This is a genomic window from Planktothricoides sp. SR001 (assembly GCF_001276715.1).
Classification (GTDB): domain Bacteria; phylum Cyanobacteriota; class Cyanobacteriia; order Cyanobacteriales; family Laspinemataceae; genus Planktothricoides; species Planktothricoides raciborskii.
This window is the reverse complement of sequence record NZ_LIUQ01000017.1, coordinates 69,211-92,552: the sequence shown is the minus strand read 5'-3', so window position 1 is coordinate 92,552 and position 23,342 is coordinate 69,211. Positions and strand designations below refer to the sequence as shown.

The 23,342-nt window shown below is 40.8% G+C and carries 23 protein-coding genes; 17 read left to right on the top strand and 6 right to left on the bottom strand.

Annotated features, from left to right (window positions below; translation table 11 throughout):
• Positions 1 to 103 precede the first annotated feature (103 nt).
• The gene (locus tag AM228_RS12350) at positions 104 to 1,834 is read right to left on the bottom strand and encodes a sialate O-acetylesterase (protein WP_054466412.1); all 1,731 of its coding nucleotides are present in this window, start codon (positions 1,832 to 1,834) and stop codon (positions 104 to 106) included.
• Positions 1,835 to 2,086: 252 nt separating this feature from the next.
• On the opposite strand from AM228_RS12350, the gene AM228_RS12345 reads away from it, so the two are divergent.
• From AM228_RS12345 to AM228_RS12335, 3 genes are all read left to right on the top strand, one after another.
• A complete protein-coding gene (locus AM228_RS12345) occupies positions 2,087 to 3,112 on the top strand; it encodes an NAD(P)-dependent alcohol dehydrogenase (protein WP_054466411.1) in 1,026 nt (341 codons plus the stop codon).
• Between the two features lie 410 nt (positions 3,113 to 3,522).
• A complete protein-coding gene (locus AM228_RS12340; RefSeq protein WP_054466410.1) occupies positions 3,523 to 3,888 on the top strand; it encodes a hypothetical protein in 366 nt (121 codons plus the stop codon).
• Positions 3,885 to 4,301, top strand: coding sequence for a putative toxin-antitoxin system toxin component, PIN family (locus tag AM228_RS12335; protein WP_054466409.1), 417 nt, complete (start codon positions 3,885 to 3,887; stop codon positions 4,299 to 4,301). Before AM228_RS12340 ends, AM228_RS12335 begins: the two co-directional genes overlap by 4 nt.
• Before the next feature lie 122 nt (positions 4,302 to 4,423).
• Here AM228_RS12335 and AM228_RS12330 read toward each other — a convergent pair whose 3' ends face one another.
• The gene (locus AM228_RS12330) at positions 4,424 to 5,809 is read right to left on the bottom strand and encodes an NB-ARC domain-containing protein (RefSeq protein WP_197285285.1); all 1,386 of its coding nucleotides are present in this window, start codon (positions 5,807 to 5,809) and stop codon (positions 4,424 to 4,426) included.
• Positions 5,810 to 6,024: 215 nt separating this feature from the next.
• On the opposite strand from AM228_RS12330, the gene AM228_RS32460 reads away from it, so the two are divergent.
• The 10 genes from AM228_RS32460 to AM228_RS12290 all read left to right on the top strand — a co-directional run bounded on the left by AM228_RS32460 (position 6,025) and on the right by AM228_RS12290 (position 13,563).
• Entirely contained in the window at positions 6,025 to 6,201 is a 177-nt protein-coding gene (locus AM228_RS32460; RefSeq protein ID WP_156331720.1) for a hypothetical protein, read from the top strand.
• Positions 6,202 to 6,368: 167 nt separating this feature from the next.
• Positions 6,369 to 6,545 (top strand): hypothetical protein, encoded by a 177-nt coding sequence (locus AM228_RS32455; protein ID WP_156331719.1) that lies wholly within the window; start codon positions 6,369 to 6,371, stop codon positions 6,543 to 6,545.
• A 50-nt stretch (positions 6,546 to 6,595) separates the two neighbouring features.
• Complete coding sequence (locus AM228_RS12325; RefSeq protein ID WP_054466408.1) at positions 6,596 to 7,816, top strand: radical SAM protein; 1,221 nt, start codon at positions 6,596 to 6,598, stop codon at positions 7,814 to 7,816.
• Between the two features lie 12 nt (positions 7,817 to 7,828).
• Positions 7,829 to 9,073: an HEXXH motif-containing putative peptide modification protein gene (locus AM228_RS12320; protein ID WP_054466407.1), complete on the top strand. Its 1,245-nt coding sequence runs from the start codon at positions 7,829 to 7,831 to the stop codon at positions 9,071 to 9,073.
• Between the two features lie 212 nt (positions 9,074 to 9,285).
• On the top strand, positions 9,286 to 9,708 hold the full coding sequence (locus AM228_RS12315) for a glycosyltransferase family 9 protein (protein WP_082348860.1): 423 nt from the start codon (positions 9,286 to 9,288) through the stop codon (positions 9,706 to 9,708).
• A gap of 46 nt (positions 9,709 to 9,754) precedes the next feature.
• A complete protein-coding gene (locus AM228_RS12310; RefSeq protein WP_054466405.1) occupies positions 9,755 to 10,594 on the top strand; it encodes a hypothetical protein in 840 nt (279 codons plus the stop codon).
• 120 nt (positions 10,595 to 10,714) lie between these two features.
• Positions 10,715 to 11,125, top strand: coding sequence for a hypothetical protein (locus AM228_RS12305; RefSeq protein WP_054466404.1), 411 nt, complete (start codon positions 10,715 to 10,717; stop codon positions 11,123 to 11,125).
• A 573-nt stretch (positions 11,126 to 11,698) separates the two neighbouring features.
• Positions 11,699 to 12,592, top strand: coding sequence for a hypothetical protein (locus AM228_RS12300; protein WP_054466440.1), 894 nt, complete (start codon positions 11,699 to 11,701; stop codon positions 12,590 to 12,592).
• Between the two features lie 282 nt (positions 12,593 to 12,874).
• Positions 12,875 to 13,111 carry a hypothetical protein gene (locus AM228_RS12295; protein ID WP_054466403.1) on the top strand — a complete coding sequence of 79 codons (237 nt, stop codon included), beginning with the start codon at positions 12,875 to 12,877 and terminating at the stop codon, positions 13,109 to 13,111.
• On the top strand, positions 13,108 to 13,563 hold the full coding sequence (locus AM228_RS12290; protein ID WP_054466402.1) for an HNH endonuclease signature motif containing protein: 456 nt from the start codon (positions 13,108 to 13,110) through the stop codon (positions 13,561 to 13,563). The genes AM228_RS12295 and AM228_RS12290 overlap by 4 nt, the downstream gene beginning before the upstream one ends.
• A 300-nt stretch (positions 13,564 to 13,863) precedes the next feature.
• Here AM228_RS12290 and AM228_RS12285 read toward each other — a convergent pair whose 3' ends face one another.
• The 4 genes from AM228_RS12285 to AM228_RS12270 form a co-directional block, all read right to left on the bottom strand.
• Positions 13,864 to 15,489 carry an alpha-keto acid decarboxylase family protein gene (locus AM228_RS12285; protein WP_054466401.1) on the bottom strand — a complete coding sequence of 542 codons (1,626 nt, stop codon included), beginning with the start codon at positions 15,487 to 15,489 and terminating at the stop codon, positions 13,864 to 13,866.
• A 455-nt stretch (positions 15,490 to 15,944) separates the two neighbouring features.
• Entirely contained in the window at positions 15,945 to 16,832 is an 888-nt protein-coding gene (locus AM228_RS12280; RefSeq protein WP_082348859.1) for a glutaminyl-peptide cyclotransferase, read from the bottom strand.
• Between the two features lie 220 nt (positions 16,833 to 17,052).
• The gene (locus AM228_RS12275; protein ID WP_054466400.1) at positions 17,053 to 17,274 is read right to left on the bottom strand and encodes an RloB domain-containing protein; all 222 of its coding nucleotides are present in this window, start codon (positions 17,272 to 17,274) and stop codon (positions 17,053 to 17,055) included.
• Positions 17,274 to 18,539 carry an ATP/GTP-binding protein gene (locus AM228_RS12270; RefSeq protein ID WP_054466399.1) on the bottom strand — a complete coding sequence of 422 codons (1,266 nt, stop codon included), beginning with the start codon at positions 18,537 to 18,539 and terminating at the stop codon, positions 17,274 to 17,276. Before AM228_RS12270 ends, AM228_RS12275 begins: the two co-directional genes overlap by 1 nt.
• 398 nt (positions 18,540 to 18,937) lie before the next feature.
• Here AM228_RS12270 and AM228_RS12265 point away from each other — a divergent pair, with 398 nt between their 5' ends.
• The 4 genes from AM228_RS12265 (at position 18,938) to AM228_RS12250 (ending at position 23,270) form a co-directional block, all read left to right on the top strand.
• The gene (locus AM228_RS12265; protein ID WP_054466398.1) at positions 18,938 to 19,627 is read left to right on the top strand and encodes a vancomycin high temperature exclusion protein; all 690 of its coding nucleotides are present in this window, start codon (positions 18,938 to 18,940) and stop codon (positions 19,625 to 19,627) included.
• A gap of 291 nt (positions 19,628 to 19,918) precedes the next feature.
• Positions 19,919 to 21,103 (top strand): histidine kinase, encoded by a 1,185-nt coding sequence (locus AM228_RS12260; RefSeq protein WP_054466397.1) that lies wholly within the window; start codon positions 19,919 to 19,921, stop codon positions 21,101 to 21,103.
• A gap of 519 nt (positions 21,104 to 21,622) precedes the next feature.
• Entirely contained in the window at positions 21,623 to 22,573 is a 951-nt protein-coding gene (locus AM228_RS12255; RefSeq protein WP_231636768.1) for a M23 family metallopeptidase, read from the top strand.
• A 154-nt stretch (positions 22,574 to 22,727) separates the two neighbouring features.
• On the top strand, positions 22,728 to 23,270 hold the full coding sequence (locus tag AM228_RS12250; protein WP_054466396.1) for a late competence development ComFB family protein: 543 nt from the start codon (positions 22,728 to 22,730) through the stop codon (positions 23,268 to 23,270).
• Positions 23,271 to 23,342 lie beyond the last annotated feature (72 nt).

Sequence of the window (23,342 nt, the reverse complement as noted above, 5' to 3'; positions counted from 1 at the left end):
TTTTAAGGAAAGTTGGGGTAATCTATTCTTTATCTAAAGCCGATAGCGGTTTTAAGGGAGGTTGGGGTAAATCAATCCGGTGTTTTGGCATATGTCTATTTAATTAAGACTTAATTTTACTATCCAAAATTTGCAAATTTCGGTCTAAATTAGCCTCGGCAATTGGTTGCTGCCTTAAGGTGACAATCAGTTGTTTTGCCTTAGATTTCTGAGATGACGCGATCGCCTGATATATCTGCTGCCAAATTAATTTTTGTTGCGGGTTTTGCGGCATTAATTCTCTCTGAATATAAGCTGCTAATTCCACCATTTCCATATTTTTCCACTCCGCTTTATTCAACCCCAATGTCCAACGATCGCTGCGAAAGGGAAAAGCAGGTAATCCCGCTTGATTGTACAAATTGCCGATGGGATTATTCGCCCAACCATAACGCACCGCCACCGGGTTTGGTACTGCTTTACTGGTCAGAATCACTTGATTATTTTGAATCTTGGCATCGGCCCAGAAAAAACGGCGATCGCTTCCTGCGAGGGCAAACCCTTTTAGTTCACCACCATTTGCCACCATCAGTCCTGCCCCTACATAATTAAAAGTGACGATCGCTTTGCCATCTTCAAACTGTACCGACTGATATTGCGGACCACTCCACGAGATATCTTTTTGACCATAAACATTGGCGATCGCGGCCATATAAAGACGATGCCCTGCCAACTGTTTATTCGGCGGATGAATCTCGTTAGGATTCGCTGTATCCGGCAGAATATCGATAGTAGAAATCATCGCCGTATTAGGCAATTTTAATCCTTCTTTCTGGGCATCGCGCAAACTGGGCCAAGGATCTTCTTCCACCGGATAAGTTTGTTTTTCCAGGAAATTGGCCAACTCCACAAATAAAAAAGGGGCATTCTCGTTGTGCCACCACCGCCGCCACTCCTGGATTAAAGCCGGAAACAAAACCCGGTATGTCAAAAACTCCCCTGCATTCGATTCCCCTTGCCACCAAATAAAACCTCGTGCAGAATAGGGGGCAGCCGGATAAACCATACCATTAAACAACTCTGCGGCTTTACCCTCATAATTCGGCTGGTTTTTATCCCCTGAATTATTCACCAAATGCGGCAGGTTTACTTGAATAAACTCATTACTAAAAAATGTCTCAATTTTTTGCCCCGGTACAGCCAAGTGAACAATCCCGATTGGCACCTTTAAAGTTTGGTGCAATTCCCTGGCAAAAAAATAAGCTGTAGCGGGAAAATTCCCCACAGTTTCCGGTGTGGTGATTTTCCATTCTGCCTGGACAGTCTTCTGGGGCTGCCTTGCCCGCCAACCCTCACTGTTCGGGGCCGTATTCGCATCCCAAACCCGAATCTCTGGATCGCAGGACGGACAAGGCAATCGGGTTTCTGAATCCCCCAAATCAGAGTCAGAAACCGGGTCTATGGGCAGGCTGCGACTGACGGGCCACCACATATTACTCTGACCCCCAGCCACCCAAACTTCTCCGACCAGCACATCCTCCAGCTTTTGCTGTTTTGTCCCTGAAATCAGCAGGGTAAATGGCCCACCTGCCGCCCCCGTGTTTACCGAGGCGATCCATTTGCCGTCCAATTCCGCTTGGGTCAAGATTTTTTGCCCCCGAAATGTCACCGCGATCGCCGTCCCCGGTTTGTCCCACCCCCAAATCGACACATTCCTCTGTTGCTGGAGCACCATGCGATCGCTAAAAATCGAAGGTAAAGTTAGGGTGACAAAACCTTGGTTCGTGTCCCCAGATAAATAAAAAGTCATCAGAAAAAAGAATAGCAGTCCCAGGAAGATAACCGTAATTTTCATAATCCAATAACATAAATGACGAGATTAGTCTGAGTACCCCGACAAAAAGCCGAGCCGTAGCATAATTTTAGACAATTAATCAAAGCTTAACCAGTTCAAAAGACCTCTGGCAAAATAGCGGATCGATTAATGTTGGCAGCATCTCATATTTGCATCCTGTTTCTGTAGATTTAATTAAATTTTAAGTATTTACCCGAAAATAGTTGATAAAATATCTAGTATATATTTAAGACAATTTCGGGAAAAATTACTATGACCGAAGCTACAAAGTTCAAGGCTTATGCCGTCTTAAACGCCGGGGAAAAGCTACAACCTTGGGAATATGAACCCGCCCCCTTACAAGTCAATGAAATAGAAATTCGCGTGACTCATAATGGTCTGTGCCATACGGATATTCACATGAGAGATAATGACTGGGGAGTGACTCAATTTCCCCTAGTCGCAGGGCATGAAGTTGTGGGAGTCGTGACGGAAGTGGGAGAAAAAGTTACCCATCTCCAAAAAGGCGATCGCGTAGGGGTGGGCTGGATCCGTAACTCCTGCCGGACTTGCGACCACTGCTTGCAAGGGGAAGAAAATATCTGTCGTCAAGGCTATACAGGTCTAATTGTGGGCAATTATGGCGGATTTGCCGATCGCCTCCGAGTGACCGCAGATTTCACTTATAAAATTCCCGATGCTTTAGACTCTGCCAGTGCTGCACCGTTATTATGTGCGGGAATTACCGTTTACACTCCCTTACGCACCTATATTAAACATCCGGGGACGAAAGTTGGGGTAATGGGAATTGGTGGACTGGGACATTTAGCCATTAAATTTGCCCGGGCAATGGGAGCAGAAGTGACCGCATTTTCTACCTCTGCGGATAAAGAAGCTCAAGCCAAAGAATTTGGTGCCCATCATTATCAAAAATGGGGCACCGCTGAGGAGATGAAAGCGATCGCCGGCACTTTGGATTTAGTAGTTTGTACTATTTCCGCCGAAACAGACTGGGATTTAGCTTTTAGTTTATTAGCTAATAATGGCGTGTTGTGTTTTGTAGGCATTCCCGTTTCCAGTCTAAATGTGCCATTAATTCCCTTAATTTTTGGCCAAAAATCTGTAGTAGGTAGCGTGGTTGGTGGTCGCCGGTTTATGCGGGAAATGTTAGAGTTTGCGGCGATTAATCAAATTAAACCGATGATAGAAACCATGCCTTTAAGTCAGGTGAATGAGGCAATGGATAAGGTAGCAGCAAATAAAGCCCGTTATCGGATTGTGTTGTTATCTGACGGATGAAAAACCGGATTTTTGTCATAAGTTTTATCTGACTACCCAGATATTTGTTAACAAGAGGAGCAACCGGGTTTCTGTCATAAGCAACCCGGTTTCTTTGCTTGAGGTGCGATCGCACACGGTTCGCTTTTCCGACTAAAAACAATTTTATTGTTGCGAAAGTCGCAATTCAGGACATGGCTATTAGGGCATTCTGTAAATTATTATTGCCAAATTTAATGGCTGATAGAAAAAATGCTACAATGCTCCGAAAGGATTCAGGCTATTTTTGATAATTATTCTCGCCTTTACTTTGGGTGGGGCGATCGCTCAGTGATTGTAAGCTGTCAATTATATCGTCAATATTTTGAGACTCATTAACTCATGTAATCTAATATAGACTACAATATTATTCAACAGATAAGGAGGTTTAAATGGTTACAATTACTTTAACCAATGAACAAGAAAAGTTTTTAGAAGAGCAAATTAAAACAGGTAAATATAAAAATTATCAGGAGCTAATTTCTAAAGCTTTTGAAGCTTTAGTTAAACAAGAAAAATCTCAAGAGATATTAGAAATTAGAGGAAGTGAATCTGCTCAAAAATTATTAAACCAAAAACTTGAACAATTAAGTAGAGAGAGAGTCAACAATCAAAATCAAACTTCCGATCCTCAAAGACAGGAGTTAGCCCAAGAATTTACACAGTTATGTAAAGAAACTCAAGCTTTACACGCCGATCGTCCTCTCACCGATGCAGAAATTCAAGAAGAAATTAATGCTTATCGGAGAGGAGAATGAAAAAAGTTATTATTGATACTAATATCTTAATATCGGCGGCAATATCAGGGAGAAAACCAGAAGAAGTGATTAATTTTATTATTGCTTCTTCTGATTATGAATGGATTGTCTCTCCATCTATTTTAGATGAATACGTCCAGGTGTTAAATCGTCCTAAACTTAAGTTAAATTCACAACAAAAACAAAGATGGCTAGATTTAATCGATCAGGTAACTATCTTAGTTAATCTTGAGCAAAAGGTTCATTTTGAGCGAGATCCCAAAGATGCTAAACTCATTGAATGTGCAATTGCTGCTGACGCTGACTTTTTAATTACTGGCGATCGAGATTTTGAGGAAATTCAAGAAATCGGAAATACTTTAATTATTTCTGTATCTTTATTCAAAACTTTATTTATTGATAAGGATAAGTAGATATGAGTAACAATATTAATCCAGAATATTACCAAGTTCAACTGAGGTACTGTTAGCGCGAATTAGTTGAGTTCAAGGAGAAACCGGGTTTCTGTGATAACTTTTGTCTGACTGCCCAGATATTATAATTCGGTTTTGATATATTCTCTCAATACGGGTTGTAAAAGATAACAACTACCTTCCTGCTGTATCAAGCAACGGCGCGATAAAGAATGTAGGACATTAAATAAATCTGACAACATAACTTCACTATTTTCTGCTAACATTGCCAGATTAATTGGTTCTCTTACTGTTGCTAATAAAGACATTACTACGTTTTCTCTGGCCGATAAGCGACTAAATTGTTGCTGTAAAACATCCTTCAAATCTTCTGGTAACAATAGAGTATCATCTGGTAGTAAATCAGTCATACTTACTCCCAACTCTTGAATGATAGTCGCCACGCTTTTTAACCATAAAGGGTTGCCTTGATAGTCATGAATAAGTCTTGAGTAGTGGTCAATTTGTCCTAATCCATGATCTTTGATAATTTCAGCACTAGCTTCAACATCTAAACCCATGAGTTGTAAAGTTTGAATCGGGCTATTTTTACTGGTAATTTGAGGAAATTCCCTCGGTTGTTCCCAACCGATGAGCAGAAAGCAACTTCGATGAGATAATTTTTCTATCTGTTTCAAGAACGCTCTATATTCTTCATATTCAGGCTTATACTGTCCTGCCAATTCGCCACTACAGAAAAGGTGGTGAACGTCATCTAAGATAATTAAACAGCGATATTTTTGTAAATATTTAATCAGAGGTAAGCGTTTGGGATTAGTTGCAGAAGAATCCAGCTTTTCTGACTGCAAGAAAAACTGAATTAGTTCGTGTTCAAATTCGTCGAGGGTGTGCGATGCGTCTATAGTGCGCCAAATTACATACTCAAACTCATCTTTTATCTGCTGTACGAGTTGTACTGCTAGAGATGTTTTGCCGATGCCGCAGATACCCGTGAGGGCTATGAGGCGACAGCGTTGTTGTATCATCCAGGAGGTGAGAGTGTCGAGTTCGGGAGTGCGTGAGTAGAAAGCACCCAACTCCGGCATCTCGCTTAAATCGTGATGCGATGTTTTAGTTTGTTTTGTGTTAGTTGTTTCTTCATTAGGTCGATGTGAGTTTGGTATATCGGGTAGGTGTCTAGTTTCGCCACATATGTTAAAACTACCACTCACGTTTTGTGTCACTCTTTGTGCAAAGTTCACAACATTATAGTTTTGTAACCTTTCAATTGCCGCTCGAAAATTGGTTTTACTAACATCTTCTCCCAATTCTTCTGAAAGTATCTGCCATAATTGCGAACCTGCATTCCTAACACGACTTTCTGAACAGTCAAAATCTTTAGCTATTTGCTTATATGTTTTACGTTGTAGAGTTCCGCGCAGTATCGCTTCTTGTAAATCGTCAAGGTGTTGACCGGTTTTCTCCAAGACTACCTTATCAGCTATATGTAACATTTCTTTAATATTCATTGGGTCAGGTAGGTGCGAGCATTTTGTGTATTATAGCACAGTGTTAGACATTTTAGTATATTTTGAGATATTTTAATACAAAAGTAGATTGAAAGAGAATAAAAGCAGGAAAAAGTTGGCGGCAAAATAGGACATTTTGAGACTAGACAAAGATTTCATTAGCAAGGAAAATGGGGGAGTCCTCAACTCAATCAATCAAATCTAAAGGAAGATAAATGACTGTTTATCAGAGTTCTCAACCTGTTGCTCAACTGACATGGAGCGATTTTAAAGATGAACAGCTACAGCAAATAAATCCAAAAGTTGTAGCCGCAATTCAAGCGATTCAAGCGGAACGGATGGGCAAAGAGCCAATTGCTTGGCGTGATTTCAGTAGTCACAATCAAAGTTGAGTCGGCTTTTTCCAAAGAAAGTGCTTGGCTTCAAAGGCTTTTAGCCAAAAATTATTTTGTTTTTCAGAGCAGCTTCGACGAAACACGAAATACTTATGTCACTTGAGTTGCTGATCTCCCGGAAAACTGATTTGTACATCCATTTAATTAATGAGTGAGGAAAATAAATGACCGTTTATCAAGGAAATAAACCTGTTACTAAACTTGCAGTTAATGAGTTGAAAGAAGAACAGCTACAGAAAATAAACCCAAAAGTTGTAGCCGCAATTCAAGCGATTCAAGCGGAACGGATGGGCAAAGAGCCAATTGCTTGGCGTGATTTCAGTAGCCACAATAAAGATTGAGTTTGCTTTTTACAGAGAAAGTGCTTGGCTTAAAAGGCTTTTAGCCAAAAATGATTTGGTTTTTCAATAATGTAGCTTTAAAGGAAAGATTTATGTCACTTGAGTTGCTTCTACCCCAGAGAACTGAGTTTTACGAAGTGCGACCGATAACAACTTTTGTAGTTAAAGTCGTGAGTCGTTGCAATCTCAAGTGTTCTTATTGCTATATGTACGAACACCCAGATCAAACTTGGCGAGATCAGCCAGTCTTTATGACTGCTGAGACGATCCAGCTTCTAGCAGATCGTCTCAGCAGCTATGTTCGTATTCGTGAGTTAAAACAGATTCTTGTGGTCTTTCATGGTGGTGAGCCTCTTCTACTCGGAGCCGCTAGACTTAGAGAGTTCTTCACAATTTTGTCGAATAATTTTCATGATATTGAAGCGGATGTAAAGTTCGGATTCGGACTTCAAACGAATGCAACGCTGGTAGACGATGACATTGTGCAGGTACTCCAAGACTTTAATGTTCGTGCGGGTGTAAGTATTGATGGACCGCAAGAATGGAACGATCGTATGCGAGTTGACGCAAAAGGAAATGGAAGCTTTTCTCAAGTTATAGCTGGTGTAGAAAAGTTGCGTAATCCCAAGTCTGGCGCGTCTGTGTTTGGAGGTTTTCTCACCGTTGCCAATCCAGAAATAGATCCTTATGATCTATTGACATTTTTTGAAAAATTCAACACCACTTCTATAGATTTTCTTCTACCCGACTTTAACTATGATACTTTTCCATACGATAAGTATCCCCCAGGAACTTTTGGTCGATGGCTATCCTCTCTTTTCGATTATTGGATAGCTTCAGAAACCAGTATGGAAGTTCGTATATTCAGAACTCTAATGAAGCTTTTAATGGGTGGACAGAGAGGATTTGATTCCTATGGGGCATTAAGTAATGGAGTAATCATAGTTGAAACCGATGGCACTTATCACGGGCTAGATGTTCTCAAAACAGCCTATCATGGCGCAACCAAAACAGGGATGTCGCTGGAATCCGATCCGATTGAGACTTTAGAGTCTTTGCCTCTCGTCAAAGCACTATCTATAAAACGTTTTTCTGCACCTCAGAAGTGTTTTGATTGTCAATTATTTGAAATTTGTGGTGGCGGATATCTTCCTCATCGTTATAGTTCCCAAAATGGCTTTAATAGGGAATCAGTTTATTGCGAAGATATGATGATTCTCATCGAGCATATCAGAAATTACTTATCCACTGAACTTTCAGCTATCTCATAAAAACATTAAGTTATGAGCATTTGTCCAAAGCAAGAAACTAAAATTGGGACTGTTGACTTGGAATTGACCTGTAAGTTAGATGACACTCAACTGTTCTATCAAAATGCTTTAATTGAATATGCCGATCAGTCAGCTACTCGACACCTAGCTATGCTGCATATTCTTAGCAATCAAGGTTATGAGTTAGCGGCGGCGCTTCTCAAGCAAAGTGAAGACGTGAATATATTGAGCGGTTTATTTCTGCAATATAGGGAACTTGAAGCAAAATCTGGCTCACTTTTCCAAGCTTATGTGAACAGTGAAACTGATAGTATTAACGATTGCCTAATCGATTTCTATGCTTTGTTTTCACCGCTGAGTGGAGGCTTTAGTTTAGGGTTAGAACCTCTCAAAAAAGTAAAGGTCACTGTTGGCTCTCTTGTTTGCTTTCCTACCTTAGCTGGCGTTGCGGCTGTAAAGCGAGATAGCGATCTAGGAGAAATTACAGAACAAATGATTAACCTACTGTTTGACGATCGATCTGATTGCATAACTTGGCTGCCAGACAGCTTTACGCGGTCAGGAATTCGTATTTCCACAGCGATAACTCAACCAGCCGCAGCGGGAAATGAGTTTAACTTTATTGAAAAAAACTATGTTGATAGTATCACAGTTGTCAACACTAGGCATAATGAGATCCGGCTCTGCTTAGACATACTTCCATTCTTAGATATGGGGCTTGGTGTAAGTATGAGTCGGGCGATGAAGGTTTACACTGTTTTGCCTCGTTACTCTCCTACTATACGCAAAGCTGGTTCTGTATCATCGTTGCCTGGTTGGGCTTGGCAGGACTTCGATTCTGAAATCGATCGGCTCGAAGAAAGATGCCACTTATGCGTACAAATGGTGCATGAGTTTTTCCATACTAAAGTTAATCTGGTAGAAAAAAATGTGCGCCTTTACACAACAGACGGGAATTCACCAGAGGTCTTCTCTCCCTGGAAAAACAGAAACCGTCCCCTCAGACAGGTTATTCATGCTCTAATGACCTTTTCAGCAGGAGCGGCTGTATGGACTAAACTTTTATCTTCTCCTTGTTTTTCATCGGGAAATTTGTACTCGCAAGCTGAGAGTTACTGGGTTGAAACACTTAGTTTTGCCGATGTAGCTTATCAAGGTTTAATAAAGTCTGAAGCGTTGACTGATGCAGGCAAGCTTTTAGTTAGTGCTTGTGTTGATAATTTACATTCTGTAGTTAAAGAAGGTAAAAATAGCTGATGCTATATCCTAAAAATTTTAAGCAGCCAGTAGGTTTTTTTGCTAATGGTATTGGCGATGACCTTATCGCATTACCAGCTGTTCGTGCGCTTTATAACATCTTCTCAGGTCGATTATCATTTCTCAAATTAACATTGAATATTTTAGTAATTTTACCTATGTAAAAAAATATTTAACGCTAGTTCAAGATTTAAAAGTGTCTATGAAAAAAAATAAACTACTCATTCATTGTACACACAGATACTAAGCCAAGAAAAATATGGTCAGCCGACAAATTCATAAGGACAATAGATAAATTTTTGTCAGTTCAGAATGACTACATAGTTATTATTTTAGGTATGCATCACAACTTACCTTTGGAATTGGCATATTATAAAAATCGAATTTTTGATGTATCTGGCATTCCTCTAGAATTATCATTTGCTTTATTAAGTGTTGCTGACCTTTTCCTGGGTGTTGACTCCTGTATGCTTCATGCTGCGGACTTATTTCGTGTACCAGGAGTAGGTATTTTTGGACCAACTAATACCCAAAAATGGGGTTTTCGGTTTGCCCCCCATAAACATATTACTTCTGATTCTATTACATCTATTACATCACAACAGGTCTTTGACGCTCTGATGTGCTTATGTTAGTTTACCAGCAAATTTTGAGTTTATACTATCTAGAAGTAAATAATATATGTATCAACTTATTGAAGGGGTAAAAATATTTCCGAGTTATAATAACATAATTTTGTCAGAGCGAGTTTTATTAAGTTCAGGAACAGAGGAAGCTAGTGTTTCAACAGATCGATGTTCTACTCCTTACTGTCGGGATGCAATTATCCCTCGATTACCGTGGCGAAAACTTACCGAGTTAGAACAACAAATACTTTTCAGCAGTCAACTTGATAATTCATCAAATCTTTATGTAAGTGTTTTCAGTATTCCTCAAAATATTTTAGGTCATTTTAATGAGATAAGTAGTGTCAAAAACCAGAAAAACTTGAACTATTTTTTACAAAAATATCGGGTTAAGAAAGGGATCAGTCTAATTCAGGATCATATTGAAACCTTCCGTCTTCAAAGTGCAGACCTAACTAAATATGGAATTGGGTGGAATGCCCCTAACCAGATGACTGTAACTGTTGGCAATAGAGATTGCCGAGTTGGTCTCCACATTGATAATCCGCGTGGTTCATCGCTCGATCGAATCTTAATCAATCTTGGCTCTGAACCCCGCTATTTTTTATTCATCAATCTATCAATTCAGCAGCTTTATAGATTGGTTGTTAAAGTTGATGGTAATCTAGTTAGTGAAACTTCGGGTAGTTCAAGAATTTGCAGGGCATTTATGCAGCGTTTCCCAAATTATCCTGTTGTTAAATTAAAAGTAGAACCAGGAGAGGCTTATATAGCTCCTACAGAACATATTACTCATGATGGGTGTACGGAGGGAACAAATAGTCTTGATGTATTTTTCACCTTGCGATCTATTTTTGATTACCAGGGTAGAGTACAGCAAAGTGTTGTTATGTAGTGCGATCCCCCACTCAATCCCTCTTACTAGATTACGCGAAACCTAAATAAGTAGACAGGAACATTGCAATAAGCCAGTTAATGCTGGTCTAATTACTAAGCAAACAACATAGTGAAGATCATGGAAGAAAATTTTCTGATATTAAGTGAGTTAGCAAAAAGAATATCGTATAAGCCAGGGTACACCTTTTCAATCCGTCGAATAGATAACGAAAAAGCTTTTATTTCACTTAGATGTCCATCGTTACCTAATTCTCAAGAAAAGGGTGAAGAGGCTGGTTTAACAATTAATAACACAGTAAAATTGTCAGCTATCATAACATCATCAGATGCCTTACACGCTTTTGCGAACCTTGTGGCAAGTTTTGAACTTCATGAGGCGGCAGAATGGTTCAAGCTAGACGATCATCAAGTATTTCTTCCACATGGTTGGGGAGATGAGTTTGGCGGCTTTAAGTGGGAGGATTTTATGAATATTAATGGTAAATTTCTTAATGCTTTAAAACAAATCATAGATCGGCCTGATATATAAATAAAATCATTAGAATATGGCTGACTTGCTTAAGATTTTTATTGTGCTTGATTGTTTTGAGACCTTTAGATAATTTTGAATGGACTCGTTTTGGGAAAACGTCTAGCAAATCAGTATCTATAGCAGAAGTTGTAAATCCTATGTTTTTGAAAAAATCCGGTTTCTTTTGCTTGAGGTGCGATTCCCGCGTCGGGATTCGCTGGGTGGAATCGCCTCTGAGAGGAGAAACCGGGTTTCTGTGATAACTTTTATCTGATTAACCAGATATTTGTGAAGCAACCTGGTTTCTTTGCTTGCGAGGAGGGCATTATTGCTCAAATAGGGGCTGATGTTCTGGCTAGTATTGGTAAGTAATGCCGATCAATTAAAGTGAGCGATCGCAGGCTTTGTCACCAAAGGCAAATTTGCCATTACGCGAGCAAATCAGTAAAAATTTGTGATATTCACCTGATGGGAAAGTCTCTAAGACTTTCTTTTTTTCTCTTGGGCAAAATCAATTCCTTATGTTAGACTAACCCATAGGCTCAAGGGTGAGAATTAAACACCTAACTGATGGCTTTACCGAGGCTAACTATGACAGTTATCAACCGGATTAACTACCGAACACAATCTATAGATACTTCGATTGAAGCTGAACAAGTACAGTTTAACCTCTGGCGAAAAATGACTCCCAGCCAAAAAGAATCTCTGTTTAAGCGAATAGCAAAACGAGGGGCTATATTGGCATTAGCAGGGATTAAAAATCAGTTTCCTAACGCTTCAACAGATACAATCAGACAACACTATATCAGAAAGCGTTTAGGAGAGAAATGGGCTAAATTTTTATCTGGTTTAACATATCAGGGAGATTTAATCATAGAAGATCCAATTTGGTTAGCATTTGAGTTAGCATCTATCTTGAATTCATTGGACATCCCTTATTATGTAGGAGGCTCAGTTGCTAGTTCTCTCCAAGGGGAAGTGAGACTTACACAGGATTTAAATTTAGTAGTCAACATCCAAGCTAGTCAGATTCAGTCACTAATTAAGGCGATCGCCGATCAATTTTATATCAGCGATATCGCTGTAGAAGAAGCTGTGAATAGAAAGACTTCATCCTTTAATGTTATCCATTTGACTACAACCGAAAAAGCAGACATTTTTGTGATGAAAGACGATGAATTTTCCCTTTCCCAAATGTCTCGTCGTGTACTTCACTGTCCTGATGGAGATATGAGTAAATCTTTTTATCTCTGCACACCGGAAGATACAATACTGCAAAAACTTCTCTGGTTTCGGATGGCTAACAGCGAATCCCAAAAACAGTGGCGAGATATCTTGGGTGTCTTAAAATTACAAGGGAAAAAACTCGATTTTGACTATCTTCAAGAATGGGGGAAAAGATTAAAGTTAACAGATTTACTTGTGCAAGCCCTAAGAGAATCTGGGGGATCGTCTCATATTAGTAAGGGCGAAGCATTCGAGTAATTATCTTGTCGGGGCGTTAAAAGTATTTTAAGAGCAATATAGTGTTTTCTGGGGGGCAGCTAGATATGCTATTAATAAAGGCTTTGTCACCAAAGGCAAATTTGTCATTATGCGAGCAAATCAGTAAAAATTTGTGATATTCACCTGATGGGAAAGTCTCTAAGGCTTTCTTTTTTTCTCAAAATTGGGCAGGATCAGCACTCAGGGGTTAATTAAATGGCCATAGCCCTTTACAGAATTTGCTAGAGTTAACCTAGTGGATTGTACTAAAATAGCAAAATTATGATTCAAGTAATGATTAGCCCACCATCCTTGCTGGAAACGGGCATTAAAGTTGAGAAGATCGATCGCCTTCTACTCTTCAAATTTACTGACGAATTACAATCTCGCCTCGAAGACCTACTAGAAAAGAACAAAACAGGTTACTTGACCCTAGAAGAAGAGGCAGAACTCAATGCCATCGGGGAACTTGACCGCATCTTTACCTACCTCAATTCTCTCTTGATTGCCCAGCAATGACTATTAATGAATTGACCAAACAACTGGTGCGAAAACGCGCTGGCTACCTGTGCGAATATTGCCACTCTCCAGAACTAATCAGCACCTCTCGTTTCACCATCGATCACATCCAACCGCGATCGCTGGGGGACTCTGACAATTCTGATAACCTAGCTCTGGCTTGCAGCCGCTGTAATCAGCGTCGTTATAACTTTATTGTGGGTCGGGATGTAGAAACCTCAGCAATTCTGCCCTTATTTAATCCCCGTCAACAACAATGGTCTGACCACTTCATCTGGAACGCAGACGGCACAAAGATTGTTGGCACAACTCCCATAGGTAGAGCCACTTGCGAGCGTCTTGACCTCAACGATGAACGCTATACAGGAGAACGTTCTATCCAAGAAGCCCGTGCGCTATGGGTTCAGGCTGGTTGGCATCCCCCCTCAGCGGATCCCCGGCAGCTTGAGTAGTCAGTTTATTTGTACCATGAATTAAGGGCTACTTACGCTGTTGAAAATACTGTGACAACATCCATATTGGTGCAGTGGTTACAATGGCTTGTGTGAAACGATAGACAAGAATGTAAAATTCTTAAAAGCCCCCTTTTTTAAGGGGGGTTGGGGGGATCGAGATATTTATTTTGCACTCTTGTCTAATATTTAAACGAGAGGTAAGCATGACGATGAACTATCAAGAAATCATCACGATCGCACCCGGTAAACGAAGTGGTAAACCTTGCATTCGCGGAATGCGGATTATTGAACACCAGATCAACCCTTCAAGGTTTTAGCAAATACATTGCATAATTTTTGTAACCCAGGAGAGATATCTTCCGGGGATAAACGAACATCAAGAATGCTAAAATTATCCCGTTTTTTTGCTTGATGCAACGCTGTTCGGAACTGCGATCGCGTTTCAATCGCAAAACCATTGCCCCCCATCAATTCAGCTAATTTAGCATAGTCTAATGTGGGGATATTGACATACTTGGCTTCTTGGTGTCCCATTGCTCTTAGGGTGGCAAATGAAGCATTATTTGTCACAATCACAATCGGATTAATTCCTAAATGCTTGGCGGTGAGAAGTTCCATGCCGGTCATCTGAAATGAACCGTCCCCCACAAGGGCGATCGGGCGACGAAATGGGTCAGCAAAATAAGCACCGATCGCCCCTGGAATGGCAAACCCCATACTGGCATAATAAGCCGGACAGAAAAACGAAGTTCCTTCCTGCATCCAGATATCATCAGCGGCAAACAAACAGTCTCCGGGATCTGCTAAAAACACCGTATTTTCATCGATGAATTGATTGAGTTCGTAAATCAGACCGCCCATAGAAATTTTTTCTGTGGTTGGGAACACCCGATCGCGAATTTCTTTGACTAAAGTCTGTTGGGAATGGGGCAAATCCTCCCGATGACACAAACTTTGAATAAAATCCTCAAACAGAATATGGTGATATTCGTGGTGCTTAATCGTAATAATTTCAGAATTTACCGAAATCGCATTGGCTACATCCAGGTGCGCTGTGAATAGCCCTAAGTTAATATCTGTGAGAAAAGTACCCAACATCAGCAAACAGTCTGATTCTTCCACTAAAGATTGGACTAAGTGACTGCTAGAAACCCCGTTGTAAATCCCCAGATACTGCGGATGTGCTTCTGGAAAAACACTCTTACCGAGCACGGTTGTCACCACCGGACACCCTAGCTTTTCGGCCAAGATCAGCAATTGTTCTTGTAAGTTGAATCGATGCAGTTCAACCCCAGCCAAAATGACTGGTGATTTGGCCTGATTTACCATCGCAATGGTTTCCGCGATCGCTTCATCCAAAGTTTCTGGATCGGTTTGTTTGATTGGCTGCGGCTGAATGGATATCGGCTCAATTTCTGCATAAACGCGATCGCGAGGTATTTCTAAATAGACCGGACGTTTAAATTTCAGGGCATAGTCGATCGCCTTGTGAATTTCTCTGGCTGCCGTAAATGGATCGTCCAGAGTAACCGCATAAAGCGTGACCTCTTCATAGATCCGTCGCTGAGAATCAAAGGTTTTGACCTTGTGGTGGAGCAAATCTCGCTTTTGTCTTTCTCCGACTCCCGGACTACCGCTCAAAACCACTACGGGAGACTTTTCCGCATAAGCGCCCGCGATCGGATTAATCATATTCAGACCACCGACTCCGTAGGTGACTACAGCCACCCCCAAACCTCGAATCCGAGCGTAAACATCTGCGGCAAAACCCACAGAAGGCTCGTGAGTCATCACAATCGGTTGAATCTCGCTTTCAGTCAAAACATCGAACAAACTTAAAACATAATCTCCAGGGATACCAAAGGCGTGTTGAACGCCATATTGGTGTAATACTTGAAATATATATTCGCCCAGTTTAGGCATAGTGAATCAACATCCTGATTAATCATAAATTCTTCATAGACAAGAGTGCATAATGAAACAAAGATCCCCCCAGTCCCTTTTCAAAAAGGAACCCTCCCAATTCCCCCCATTATCGGAGGAAAAACTTTGATTAATGCAAAAAGTCTAATGAGTCAATAAAAAAGTTATCCTTTATACATTATATCTTGAATTAATCGGATCGTGGCGATATCCCGCGATCAAAACCGAAAAAAATTTCAGTTACAATCGTCAAGAATGATTGGCTGTTGACGGTTGACCGTTATTGGTTATTCGCTATTCTTGATCGGATTAAAACAACAAACAACCAACCACAAATAACTAATAACAAATAACCCATAACAAATAACTAATACTAAATCTTTTTTGAGGGAAAGATAAAAAGTAAAAATATCTTTCCCCCTAGGAGCGATCGCCCATTTATGCCCACTCATGGTTTAGGGTTTTGGCACTAACTCAATTTCATATAAATTTGGCCAAAGTTTGCCAGTGACAAAAAGGCGATCGCCTTCTGGATCGTAAGCAATACCATTAAGGACATCATTTCCTTGCATTTTTTGCCCAGATGCGTGATGTAACCCTGATAAATCAATTATTCCGACAATTTGACCTGTTTTCGGATCGATTCGCACAATCCAATCGGTCATCCAAACATTAGCAAAAACTTCCCCATTAATATATTCTAACTCATTCAATCGGTTCACTGGCTGATTGCCATATTTTACTTTAACCTGGCCAATTTCCTCAAAAGTTTCTGGATCTAAAAAATAGAGAGTATCCGTACCATCACTCATAATTAATTTTTCCCCATCATGGGTAATCCCCCAGCCTTCTGTGGGATAAGTAAACTCACCAACTTGCTCAAAAGTTTCTAAATCGTAGACAAAACCTACTTGAGAAGTCCAGGTAAGCTGAATAATTTTATCTTGCCAAATGACAATCCCTTCCCCAAAATATTGATCCGCTAAACGATGAATTTGTAAAACCTTGCCGGTTTCTAACTCAACTTTGCGTAAAGAAGATTGTCCCTCTAAACCCGTCCCCTCATAAAGAACCCCTTGATGATAAACTAATCCTTGGGTAAAAGCTTTGGGGTCATGGGGATAAGTGTTGATAATTTTATATCCTTGAACTGGGATTTTGGGACTTTGATTATCAGGAGTTTGGTTCGGCAATTGAACCGTATTTTCGGCAACAACTTGATTGATCTCCGCTACATTTCCCGCTGAAATTTGGGAAGTCTTTGGTGCTTGTTTTAGACAACTAGAACTGGTTAGGGCAATAAAAAACACGAGAATAGAGGTTAAGAGAGAGTTTGTAGCCATTTGTAGCCATTAATGGTGAATCGGTGTGATTGGTTATTGGTTATTGGTTATTTGTCAGGAGCGAAAAATTTTCCCCAGCTAACCATGTTAAACATTTACTTTAAAAGATAGTCTCATTAGGAAAAAAGTTGCCCGATCGCGCATCCGCGCCGCTTCGCGATAGCGCATCCGCGCCGCTTCGCGAACGCCTAGATTAACCTAAATAAATCTCTACACAATTCTACACAATATACTGATTTAACTCTTGTACCAGCAAATGTACCGTTGTCGAAGGATTATTATTAGTGGGATCGATAATATCATACTCCTTAAGCAATTTCTCCGCATTTTTAATCGCTGTAGCTTGGTTTTTCTGTAGCCTTTCATACATATTATCACTATTTTTTTGATAGGAATCTCCTAGCAGAGAGTCTAATTTTTTCTGGCAATTCATATTTTTCATCAAATTAAATTACCGATAAAGGGAATAGCACCATATCGACCTTTGATATAATCCTGTTCAAATGGCGCATCATTTTTAACATTATATTCTGCTAAAGAATATAAATCAGTAGCCCCATAGCGATTTTTTTCAGTAAACCAAATTTGATCGCGCCGAAAAAGTTTATAATCCAATAAATTGGTGTCGTGAGTCATCAAAATGATTTGGGCATTGTGGGGATTAGTTTCGGGGGAATTAAATAATTGAATAATCGCTTTACCAATCAGGGGATGAAGTCTAGCGTCAAACTCATCCACGATCATCGTTTGTCCCTGTTTTAAAACGTCAACAATCAAACCGGACAAGGCAAAAACTTTCTGGGTGCCTTCGGATTCTTGCTCAAGTAAATCAAATTTTTCCTGACCAATAATATTTCCCGCTGCATCAAATTTATTATGTAAAGTTTGCACAAAAACCATTTGATTACCACTATCTTTAAATAAGTAATTTTTTAAAAAATTTGGAATCTCATCGGGAAAATGAATATCTTTTTGTTCAAAAGTCTTAAGTTGTATATTGCTGATATTGAAATCGAGAGTTTTAATCAAATTTACAATTGCTTGTCGATTGATGTCAGAGAAAAGACATTCAACGGTATATGCGGATAGGTTGCCATCGTTTAAGCCAGAGATGATATGTACATTCTCGTCAAAACCCTGAAGAATTTTCTCGGCGATCGCCACATTAAATTGAGCGGCAACCGATAAAAACAGAGAATTATGTCGGGTTCTCTTATCGATGCCATCGGCTTTGAGATTTTTTTTCATCATAATTTTATCTTTAACCCGGTTAAATAGTTCAGTTTCTTGTTTTTTTGGAACATAAAACAACCATTCTGAGATTACTTGTTCTGAAGTTACTTCAAATCCATATCGATATTGTTTTCCATCGAGAATCATCACAATTTCAAAAAAAGACGGCTGGTTTTCTGTTTCAAGACTTAATCTAAAGGGTTCAACTTTGATTTTATCAGTCGTTTGGGTTGCCCTGGAAGAGTTAATCATAAACCATTGCATAAATTTCAGGGCGCGAGCTAGGTTGCTTTTGCCGCTGGCATTTGCTCCATAAATTGCCGCACTTTTCAGTAACTTGAGTTGGCTATTTACCGGGAAAACCGAGGCGGGATTAGCGGGATCGTCTGTGGCATTCAAATCCGCAGCAACCATACTAAAAGTAACAGGTTCTTTAAAAGAGCGATAATTGCCAACTGTAAATTCAATGAGCATGATTTAGTCACCGGATAAATTTCAAAAAGTAATTTTGCCTAATGTTGATAAATTGACTGATATTGACTGATTCAGTATATAGCACTTGGCAGAGTTATGAAGTAAAAAAACTCTGTCATTCCCGCGCAGGCGGGAATCCAGAATACCTCTGTACTTCATCGGGATCATAACGGCTATATCATTTTACTGATACTAAGTAGGTGAACATAATTAATTGCACTTTTCGTTCCCCGCCGATAGTCTGTGGATTCCCGCCTGAAGCGGGAATGACAATGCATCTAATGGGGTCTGTGGTGAATTTATTGATGCACATCTACTTATAGGAAAAACCATGATTCCCTCTGCCGCCAAATGAGCAGAATTTGCGCTACAACCAAATAAGTTTGTAGGCTAGATGTATGATAAATCATTGGTTAATACTTAATTGGTCAAAAATTTGGCCTTGGCTGAGTTTAGCGATCGCCCTAATTTTGATTCCTTTAGCACTCCGTGGCTATGTCTATTTGACCACCCAAAAATTTCGCGATAGCGCATCCGCGCCGCTTCGCGAACGCGACCCAGAGAAAGTGCCAAAAACTCCTGTAGCAATTGTTTTTGGGGCGGGGGTTTGGGCCGATGGCACCCCAACCCCAATGTTAGCAGATCGCCTGACTGGGGCAGTAGCCTTATACCAACGGGGAAAAGTAAAAAAACTGCTAATGAGTGGCGATCGCCGTGGGTCTGATTACGATGAAGTCACAGCCATGCAAAGTTATGCCGAAAGCTTGGGCGTCCCCAGGGCAGATATCATCTTAGACTACGCCGGTTTTAACACTTACGAAACTTGCCGACGGGCAAAAGAAATTTTTGGCATCACCCAAGCGGTATTCGTCACCCAAAATTTTCACTTACCCCGCGCAGTCTATATTGGTCGGGCGATGGGCATTCAGGCGAACGGTTTAGGCACCCGTGACTGGGGATGGTACGGGATCGACTCCATCAGCTATCATACATTGCGCGAGATCGTGGCCACCGCCAAGGCGCTTTGGCAAGTTCATCTCACTCGTCCTCGACCCATCGGTTTGGGTCAGGGAGAAAAAAATTCTTGAGCAATGGGACTGTCCAGTTTTAGTCGCATCCCATCAAGCAGTCAATTCTCACGATCGATCTTATCAATCACTTTCCCAGGGGCGATCCTTAAAGGGGCGATCGCATCACCCGATGATTAGAATAGCCAGCCAAACCCATTTGTCCCACAATAAACCCCTTGGCAGATCGATCTGGGTCAAATTTAGATAAAATATAAAAAAAAAGAAACAAAGTTACCTGAACTCATATCCTTTCCGTTTTATTAAAAAATCTTCATAATTAGTCCTGCCACTGCGCTGTGATGAGATTAAATGCACGTGATTCCTAATCAAACCACGAATACAAAATTAGCCTTACAACTGCTGCTATTCGTTGATAGCCGTCCACATTCAGCCGAACAAATCCAAGAAATCCGCAATTACCTAAAACAGTGGAGGACGGAATTTCCCTACAATCTGGAAATCATCAATGTAGTTGAAGAACCCTATTTAGCGGAACACTACAAATTAATTGCCACCCCCACCTTGCTGAAACTTTATCCCGAACCGAGGCAGGTACTCACCGGCAATAATATTGTCGCCCAACTAGATAAATGGTGGGTGCGCTGGCAATCTACATTAAAAGAGCATCTGAATACTCAATTGTCTGAGTCTAACTGTGTGGTTAAGCACCATGAACCCACTCAGATTGCGACAAATAGCTCGGTGGCAGACTCAGCGGAAATGATCCGCTTATCCGATGAAGTATTTCGGCTGAAACAGGAAAAAGCAGAACTCTTGGATCAACTGCGATTTAAAGACCAGATGATTGCCATGTTAGCTCACGATATTCGCAATCCTTTAACGGCGGTTTCCTTGGCTTTAGAAACTTTAACCAAAGCTACCACATCTGCGGATGGGAAAAAAACCCCGATCGCCCCCAGTTTATTCAACCGCTTAATCCAACACGCTCGCAACCAAGCCACAGCCATTGACCGACTCATCGAAGATATCTTACAAGCGGCAGGGGGCGATCGCGATCAATTTTATCTGCATCGTCAACAAATAAACCTGGGCTGTTTGTGCCAAGAAATATTGGAGGATTTTTCTCATCAATTCGAGAAAAAATCCTTGAAACTTGTGACAGACATTCCCAACGATCTTCCATCGGTTTATGCAGATCCAGAACGGGTGCGACAAGTGATGATTAATCTTCTGGATAATGCTGGCAAATATAGCCCTGAAGGGGGCAACATTCGCATATCCATTTTACACCGTACCAGCCAAAAAGTTCAAGTGAGTATTTCTGATGAAGGACAGGGAATACCTCCAGAGAATCAGGAGGAGATTTTTAAAGATCACTTTCGTTTACAAAGAGATCGTGGCCAAAAAGGATATGGCATTGGTTTATCGGTTTGTAGACAGTTAATCCGCAGTCACTATGGCCAGATTTGGGTAGATTCCCAACTATCAAAAGGCAGCACTTTTCACTTTACTTTGCCGGTTTATCAAGCCTAGGAAAGACATTATAGCAGCGGAGTTATGAAGTACAAAAAAAACTGTCATTCCCGCGCGGGAATCCAGAAAACCTCTGTAATCCAATAAAAACCTCTATAAGCGATCGCCGATGGCTGACTGCTGAGGGTTTATTCTGGCAATGAATGCATCCTCAAAAAACTTTGCTGAAAACAATTTGCTGAAAACAATTTGCTGAAAACAATTGCCTGAAAACAATGGTCTCAAAAAAAAATTTAAAAAATTTTTTTGAGTTAGATAATTGCTAGAGTAATTCGGAAAATGTTAAGGTATTGATAAAAGCGATCGCCAGTTTTTTTACTGCGATATAATTACCAGAAAAAATTATCCTGGGGATAAATAATTTTTGGCGGATCGACTCAAAAAGCAAAATCTGGATAAGATGATTAAGATAATGATAAATTAAAGGTTAAAGAGAAACTAAATTTTCTGGAATCCCATCTAAATCCAGAGTATAACCATAAAATGAATCAAGTTTGTACAATCAAACCAAGAATATAGATGATGATGAAACTGCTCAATAGAATGGGTGGGAACGCCGAAAGTTCTCAACCACCGCAACAAACCTCGCAACAAACCCAACAGGCGGCACCTGTTGGCCAAAAAACAGCCAGTCTGTTACTGATCACTTGTTCCTTTTTTTGGGCGATCGCCACGCCACTGCTCGCCCTAGAAGTCACTGTCAAACCTTCTAATCCCCAAATCGGGGATACCCTATCGGTAGAAATTCTCGTAAATCCTGGAGAAGCGGCACCGACTGAGGTGACAATGTTAGACAAAACTTATCCGGTCTTTCCCCTCAGAGAAAATAAATATCGGGCTTTGTTGCCGACTACTCCCCTGGATCGACCGGGAAGACGGGAAATCCGGGTCATGGGTGCTAACGAGGTAAGAAATATTGCCGTCTCCATAAGCGATCGCAGCTTTCCCACCCAATCAATTTGGCTACCACCGGATAAAGAGGATCTGGGAACGGACTATGAATTTGATTTAGTCGATGCATTCAAAGCATTGGTCACGCCACAAAAATTCTGGAATGGCCCGTTTATTAAACCCAATGAAGGATATATCAGCACTATTTATGGTGTCCGAAGATACTATAATGGTGTCTTTGCCGACGACTATTATCATCGGGGTGTGGATTATGCAGGCCCTTATGGTTCCCCAGTATTAGCCCCCGCTGCGGGTCGAGTGGCATTGGTCGGACGGGAATCAGACGGATTTGAAATTCATGGCAACACCGTTGGCATCGATCATGGTCAGGGGGTCGTGAGCATTATGATCCACCTGAGTCAAATCTATGTCCAGGAAGGAGATATGGTCAAAGCGGGTCAGGCGATCGGTGCGGTGGGAAACACTGGCGCTTCCACCGGGCCACATTTACATTGGGGTCTTTATGTGAATGGACAGTCAGTCGATCCAGTTCCTTGGCGATATGAAGGATTTGAATAAGATTTCTCCCTCGGAAACATCATCCACATCCCCAAGAAAAAACCAACTATTCTCTAACCTTTTTTGGTTAGAGGTTTATTTTTAAATCGATTGTCTGGCAAAATCAAAGCAAGCTGACCAATATCAAAAAGTCCCGTGAAACAGCAGAGGAATTATGAGTATCCAAAAAATTGTTGAACAAGCTCTTCAAGATGGTTATTTAACCCCAGCAATGGAAGCTGAAGTAGGGCGCATTTGTAATACGGCGTCCGAACTCTCCATTGAAGAGTACATGGCCCTCGATCGCCTGATGGGATCTCTGTTGACGGGTGAAGTGGTCGTCCTCCCCCGCAAACAATTTATTAACGTGATGGAAGAGTTGGTGCTTTCAGCGGCGATCGCCCGTGTGGCGGAAATCGAAGCTACCAGCGATCAAACCTTAGATGTGGGTGACATTGCCGCCTACGCCCTCAACCGACTTCCACCCCTCTATGCCACCACGGAAGAAGGGGCCAATTTCCAACGCAATAAAGCCAAAGAAGAACTGGATGAGTTGATTGGTAAACAGGTGGAAGAGGCGATCGGACGCTACTTAGATAGACCGGAATTTTATCCTGAACGTCAAGTCTTGGGTAAAACTTCTGGCAGCGAAACCTTGTCTCAAGTCAGCAGCCTGCTGGAAGCTTATGCCCCTCGATTTGAAACATCGGGGAATTAAGCTAAATTTGTTGTTTGTTGTTTGTTATTTGTTGTTCGTTATTCGTTATCGATGGTCAAGCAAACAACTAAC